4 protein-coding genes are annotated in these 6,733 nt (G+C 70.7%); 1 reads left to right on the forward strand and 3 read right to left on the reverse strand.

Annotated features, from left to right (window positions below; all coding sequences use genetic code 11):
• Positions 1-29 precede the first annotated feature (29 nt).
• The 3 genes from ACFY36_RS49185 to ACFY36_RS49195 form a co-directional block, all read right to left on the reverse strand.
• The gene (locus ACFY36_RS49185; RefSeq protein ID WP_499752838.1) at positions 30-3,278 is read right to left on the reverse strand and encodes a DUF6531 domain-containing protein; all 3,249 of its coding nucleotides are present in this window, start codon (positions 3,276-3,278) and stop codon (positions 30-32) included.
• 15 nt (positions 3,279-3,293) lie between these two features.
• On the reverse strand, positions 3,294-4,073 hold the full coding sequence (locus ACFY36_RS49190) for a phytanoyl-CoA dioxygenase family protein (RefSeq protein ID WP_499752839.1): 780 nt from the start codon (positions 4,071-4,073) through the stop codon (positions 3,294-3,296).
• Positions 4,074-4,179: 106 nt separating this feature from the next.
• Positions 4,180-5,412 carry a cytochrome P450 gene (locus tag ACFY36_RS49195; protein ID WP_499752840.1) on the reverse strand — a complete coding sequence of 411 codons (1,233 nt, stop codon included), beginning with the start codon at positions 5,410-5,412 and terminating at the stop codon, positions 4,180-4,182.
• 267 nt (positions 5,413-5,679) lie between these two features.
• Here ACFY36_RS49195 and ACFY36_RS49200 point away from each other — a divergent pair, with 267 nt between their 5' ends.
• Complete coding sequence (locus ACFY36_RS49200; protein ID WP_499752841.1) at positions 5,680-6,594, forward strand: serine protein kinase RIO; 915 nt, start codon at positions 5,680-5,682, stop codon at positions 6,592-6,594.
• Positions 6,595-6,733: the final 139 nt, after the last annotated feature.

The raw sequence follows: 6,733 nt of genomic DNA on the forward strand, positions 1-6,733 counted from the left end.
GCTTGTTCCACGGACGCACCGGGCGGAGCTCATTCGCCCGGCTGCAGCGGGATCCGCGGGTGGAAGCCCGTACCGAGCACGGGCTCACCGGTGAACAGCCGCGCGTCGAATCCGTCGGCGCCCGAGGCGACCGGCAGATGACGGGACGAGCCGAGCAGGAAGCCGATCCAGGACTCCGCCGTCCTGGTCCACGGCGCCGGGAGGGTGCCCGACGCGGCCCGCAGCGCCACGACGCCGTCCCGGACCACGGCGGCCGCCTCATCACCGCTGAGCAGTCCTGGAGGATTGCTGACGGCAACCGGAACCGGGACGGACGCATGCGGGTTCGGCCCGGCCGAGAGCGCCGCGGTGGCCGGCGACAGGTAGACACCGGTCACCGGGTCGTAGTACCGGTGGTTGTGGTACTGCAGCCCCGACTCGCCGTCCTGGTACCGGCCGGGCCCGCGCCACGGCGTGGTCGCGTCGCCGTCGATGGACCCGTCGGGAGAGACCAGTTCGCTCGGCACGCCGCCCTGACCGGTCACCACGGAGTGGAACTCCTCGCCCGACGCCTGGGTGAGCGGGATGTCGGAGCCGCTCCGGTAGGTCCAGGTGGTGACCCGCTCCGTGTCGCCGCCGAGGTCCCGCTGCTCGACGAGCCGCGGCCCGTCCCACGAGAACCGCGTCTCCGTCACCACGCGGCCGTCGGCCGCGAGATGACGCTTGCCGACGCGGCGGCTGAGGGGGTCGTACTGGTACATCCACTTGCTCCCGTCGGGGACGGTGACCGAGTGGAGGTGGCTGTTGGCATCCCAGGAGTAGCGCCAGGCCTCCGGCTCGCCGGCCGTACCGGTCAGCGTCCGGGATATCACGCGGCCGGCGGCGTCGTAGCGGTAGTGGACGTTCCCGGCCCGTGCCGTGAAGGTTCCGTTGATCTCCCGGACACCGTGCGACGGCATGTCCGGCACTCCGGCGGCGGGACCGGCGACGTTCACCAGATTGCCCACCGGGTCGTACTGGTAGCGCGCGGGATGGCCGCCGCCGTCGCCGGTGACGATGGTGAGGCGCCCGGCGGCGTCACGCTGAAAATTCCGGTCGCCGGCGGTCGCTTCCGCCGCCTTGGAGACGAACCCGTCCGGGCCGAACTTGTACGTACGCCGCCGGAGCGGCTCCTCGGCGGCCGGGCCGGTGAGATCCTGTGCCACGAGGCGGCCGAGTTGATCCCACCGCTGGGTGACGACGGCGCCGCCGGGCAGCTCCCGACTGATCTCACGACCGGCGGGGTCGTGGCCGAACCGCAGCTCCCGGCCGTCGGCGGTGAGCGCCGACGGCGTGCCGGCGGCGTCGTAGGCCCAGGTGGCGCCGGCGCCGGACGGAGTCACCAGGCTGGTGAGGTTGCCGGCCGCGTCGTAGGCCCGGGTGACCGTGCTGCCGTTGTGGCTCTCGGACACCACCCGTCCGAGCTCGTCGCGGACGAGGACGAGATCGTCGTCGTCGTTCCACGCCCGCAGCAGCCGGCCGGCCGGGTCCCAGTCGAACTTCGTCACCGTGCCGTCCGCGACGTGGTGCCACGCCAGCTTTCCGATGGGGTTGTAGGCGAACGACGCCTCGTGGCCGCTGGCGTTCACCCGGTGGACGAGCTGCCCGGCCGGGTCGTACCAGTACTGCGTGGTGGCGCCGTTGTAGTCGGTCTGCGCGCTCAGCCGGCCGACCGAGTCGTGCTCGTAGCGCCATTTCAGCCCGCCGTGGATGACTACCCGGGGGGACCGGCTGTCGTCGTGCTCGAACTCGCTCAGCGTTCCGTCCGGCCAGGCGATCGAGACGAGTTGACCGCCCGGAGCGTACGTGAAGGACGTGACCGCTCCCGTGGCCGAGGTCCGCCGGAGCAGGTTCCCCTCACCGTCCCAGTCCCAGGACTCGGTTGTGCCGTCCGGCCGGGTCCGCGAGAGCGGGAGGCCCTCGGCCGTCCAGGCGCAGGACGTGGTGCCGCCGTCGAAGCCGGACAACCGCACGACCCGGCCCATCTGGTCCCGCTCGTACCGGATCGTCGCGCCGCCGGGTCCGGTGACGGCCACCGGCAGCCCGGCCGGATCGCATTTCACCCTGGTGACCGCGCCGTTCGCATCGACCGCCTCGCTGAGGTGGCCGCGGGCGTCGTATCCGTTCCGGAGCACCGTGCCGTCGGGCGCCGTCAGCTCGGTGAGGTTCCCGTTCTTGTCGAAGGCCTGGAGCCAGACGCCGCCGTCCGGGCACGTCACCCGGATCGGAAGGCCGGCGTCGTCGATCTCGGCGCGGGTCTCGTGGCCGTCGGGGTTGGTCACCGAGACCACGTTGCCGCGCTCGTCGTAGGCGAACCGGACGGCCCGGCCCACGGCGTCGATCTCGGCGGCGACGCGACCACGGTCGTCGTACTCGGTCCGCGAGGTCTTCCCGGTCGCGTCGGTGATCGCGGTTGTCCGGGCCGCATCGGCGATCTCGTACGTCGTGACGGCGCCGCCGGCGTTGGTCCAGCGGGCGGCGCCGGGCTCGAAGGCGAGGGCGCCGAGCAGAACGCCGTCGGCGCCGTCCACCCGGGCGCACCGGCCCTCGTCGTCGAAGATGTAGCGGTAGGAGTGGCCGTTGCGGTCGGTCCAGCCGCTCACCCGGCCCGCGTCGTCGTAGGTGAAGCGCCGTGCCCGGCCGGTGGAGTCGACGACGGCGGACAGGTTGCCGGCGCCGTCGTACTGGAACTGGCGCAGGGGCAGGTCGCCCTGACCGTCGCGGCCGGCGAGGGTCAGCGCGATGACGTGCCCGCCGGCGACCGACACCCGGACGCGGTAACCGCCCGAGTGGGTGATGCCGAGTGGCCGGCCGGCGCCGTCGTAGCCGAAGGTGATCTCGTGGCCCGCGCGGTCGGTCACCGAGATCAGCGGGAGGGTGCCGTCCTCATGGCCCGCCCGCTGTTCGAAGTGCCAGGTGAGGCCGCGCTGCGGGTCGTTGACGGCGTAGGAGCCGTCCGGGTTCCGGCGCAACGGCCACGCGGGCCCGCTCACCGGCACGGCGGAGGATCCGGCGTCGCCCGGCGGCAGCCAGGTCAGGACCTGGCCATCGGCGAAGCTCGCCTCGACGCGCTCGCCGGTCACCCGCAGGCGCTGGTCGAGGCTCGACATCCAGGACCGCCCGAACCACCGGCCCGCGCGCGACGACGATCGGTGGCGGCGCTCGATCACGAGCGGCAGGACGCCGGGCAGCGTGACATCGGTCTCGGCCATGATGACGTCGCCGGTCGCCACGTCCACGAGATCATTGACGTCAGGCATAGCAATTCTCTCCTGTCATCGGGGCGAGCTCGGACTCACTTCGAGGGACGGCGCCGTCAACTCCCGCAATGGCGGGAAATCGTGCCAGGGGTCCTGCAGGATCGCGCGCCACGTCGGGCCGTGACCTTTGCGCCGCAGCCGGAAATAGGCCGTACGCCGGACGATGTCGCTGGTGTTGTTGCCGCCATTGTGGCCGAGAAGGTAATGCTTGAAGAACATGTCGCCCGGGCGGCCGCGAACCGTATCCCGCTCCGGCAGCTCGACGGTGGGATAGGTGGTGAAGGCGTCGGTACCGCGCTCCCGGAACAATTGCGCGTGCGCCTCGTGGGTGCCCGGCCAGACGAACAGGTTGCCGGCGTCGTCGGCCGACTGATCGGTCAGGAAGAAGCCGGCCAGCATGGTGAAGGTCCACGGCGGGTCGTCGGGTTTGCGTCCCTTGCCGCCGTCGATGTGCGGCTGTTCCCGGGCGTCCACGAACGGCGGATAGGTCAACGCGGTCTGCACCGATTCCGGGAAATCCAGCGCGTCCGGTCCGATGAGCTGCTCGGCGAGCTGGACGGCCGCGGTGTCCCGCAGCAACGCCGCCAGCGCCGGGGCGTCCTCCAGCTCCTGGAACAGGTAGCGCGTGCCGACATGCCCGGCCGGTGTCGGGCGGGCGCTGATCAGCGCGTCGACCAGGCCGTTGGCGGCGGCTATCAGATCCGGCGGCACCACGTCCGGGATCACGATGTAACCGCGCTCGACGAATTCTTTCAGCTGTTCACGAGAAAGCAGCCGATCACCATTGTCCGGCACTGCCACCACCCTTCTTCAACATCCTTTTCATCGGGATGTACGGCTGATGCTAGGTCTCACGAAGAGGTGCCCGTATCCCTCGGCCTGACAGTCGGCCGGCGGGCGTTCAGTGCTTTTCCACCTCGAGCGGAAGCTTGTTGACGACGCCCGGGATCATCATGTCGCCGATGCCCCACTCGCCGGGCCTTTCCCCGGCCGTCGCCCAGGGATTGCGGAGGTCGGCCGGGGCGTCCTCACGTACGCGGATCTTCCGGTAGCGCTCGAGCAGGAGAGTGAACGCTGCCTTCGCTTCCAGCCGCGCCACCGGCGCCCCGATGCAGTGATGGATCCCTTTGCCGAACGACAGGTGCGGGTTCGGTTTGCGGGTGAGGTCGAACCGGTTCGGGTCGGCGAAGACGCGGTCGTCACGGTTCGCGGTCATCGCCCACACCACCACGGTCGCGCCGGCCGGGATCCGCCGGCCGTCGAGCACGGTGTCCTTCGTGGTCTGCCGGGGCGACCGCGGGAACGGCGGCCGCAGGCGCACCGACTCCTCGAACGCGGCCGGGATCAGTGACCGGTCGTCCAGCAGCCGCTGCCACACGTGCGGGTTCTCGTCCAGCGAGAGCACCGTGTTGCCCAGGGCGGCGGTCGTGGTGTGGTGGCCGGCGACCAGCACGTTGAGCATGCCGAGAGTCTCCTGCTCGTCCAGCCGGTCCCCGTCGGCCTCGATGGTCAGCAGCCGGCTGATCAGGTCGTCACCGGGGTTCTTGCGCCGGGCGCGGATGAGCTCCAGCAGGTACCGATCCAGCTCGTGGCGCGGCTTCAGCTCGCGCAGCGCCGGCCCGTCACCGTTCTCCGGCGCCTCGCCGGACCCACCCGGGTCCATCCGGCGGACCTCGATGATGGCGTCGGACAACTTGCGGATGAACGCGTGATCGTCGGCGGGGACGCCGAGCATCTCCGCCATGACCATGAACGGCAACGGGTGGCCCACGCTGTCGATGAAGTCCCACCGGTCGCCGGCGGCGTCCGCCGCGTCGAGCAGCCGGGTACTCAGTTCGACGATGCGCGGCTCCAGGTCCGCGACCATCTTCGGGGTGAACGCCTTGTTGGCGACGCCGCGCAGCCGGCGGTGCCGCGGATCGTCGGCCCGCAGGAAGTTGCCCTCGAAGTCCTCGCGCCCGGTGATCTCCGAGGAGAAGGTCACCGGGTCGGTCTGCACCTGCTGGGCCTGCTGGTAGCCCAGCACGTGCCACACCCGCATCCTCTCGTCGAAATGCACGTCCCCCTGCTCCCGAAGCTTGTCGAGGTAGGCGACAAGACCAGCGAGGGTGACTTCGGACTGCGTCGCGGCCATGGCAGCTCATCTCTGTGGTCGGCCCGGTATGGCGATGCTCCTCGGAAACGCTAGGTCCGGACCCCGGCGCCCTGGCATCCCGCACGCTGCTAGTCGTACGGCGGTCACGAGCCAAGTCGGTTGCGTCAGCTGGGTGGCGTCTGAAAGAGTGGAAATCGCATCTGTCCGAGGCTTCTTGTCGAGATGAGGAGGTTTCAAACCCATGGACGTTCAAGTCCTTCGTCGTGTCCGGGTTCAAGAACCCTTCTTCTCCGAGGAGACGCTCGAGTGGAGCGCAAATCGCACCGTCAGCGGGCCGTACGCCGTGGCCCTCACGAAGCCGTCGACGACGCTTCCAACTACGTAAAGTGGGAACGGCCCCGGCGGGCCCTGAGCGAGGAACCTGACCTTCCCGAGACCGGTGATCGCTGGTCGACCTGGGACGGCGCCGTCCACGGTCCCCTGCCGCGACCCGACTGGGTCCGCACCGAATACCGCGCGGTCGACACCGAGCTGGGCATCCTCAAGACCGGTAAGGAAGCGGACGTCTTCCTGGTCCGGCGCGAGGTGCCGGGAACCGATCAGATCAGCATGCTGGCGGCCAAGCGTTACCGCGACGGCGACCATCGGCTGTTCCACCGCGACGCCGGCTATCTCGACGGGCGCCGGGTGCGCCGGTCCCGTGAGATGCGGGCGATGGCGAACCGTTCGAACTACGGCAAGGAGCTCATCGCCGGCGAATGGGCGGCGGCCGAGTTCGGCGCGCTGTCCCGGCTCTGGCAGGTGGGGCAGGAGAGCGGCACGATCTCGGTGCCGTACCCGGTGCAGCTGATCGGCACCGAGCTGATGCTGGAGTTCATCGGCGACTGGGAGACCGGCGAGGCCGCGCCGCGGCTGGCGCAGGTCCGCCCGGATGACGACTTCCTCGCGGACCTGTGGCGGCAGATGACCGACGCGCTCAGCGTGATGGCCCGGGCCCAGGTGGCACACGGCGACCTGTCGGCGTACAACACGCTGGTGCAGGGCGACCGGCTGGTGGTCATCGACATGCCGCAGATCGTCGACCTGATCGCCAATCCCCGGGGCGTGGAGTTCCTCGCCCGCGACGTGCGCAACGTGGCGTCCTGGTTCACCTCGCGCGGCCTGCCGGTGGAGGTGGACGGGCTGATCGAGCGCCTGTCGTACGAGGCGGGCCTGCTGTGAGCTGAGACGGGCCGGGGGGGGGGGGGGGCCCCCCCCCCCCCCCCGGGGGGGCCCCCGGCGGGGGGGGGGGGCGCCCAACCCAAAGCGGTGGTAAAACCCCCTGCGACCCCCCACCCCCGGGGGGGGTACTGGGGTATTG

The organism is Actinoplanes sp. NPDC000266 (assembly GCF_042899005.1).
Lineage (GTDB): Bacteria > Actinomycetota > Actinomycetes > Mycobacteriales > Micromonosporaceae > Actinoplanes.

What these genes read in the sequence shown, in the direction of transcription:
- ACFY36_RS49185 (WP_499752838.1), bottom strand. Translation starts at nt 3,278, where the DNA reads ATGCCTGACGTCAATGATCTCGTGGACGTGGCGACCGGCGACGTCATC.
- ACFY36_RS49195 (WP_499752840.1), bottom strand. Translation starts at nt 5,412, where the DNA reads ATGGCCGCGACGCAGTCCGAAGTCACCCTCGCTGGTCTTGTCGCCTAC.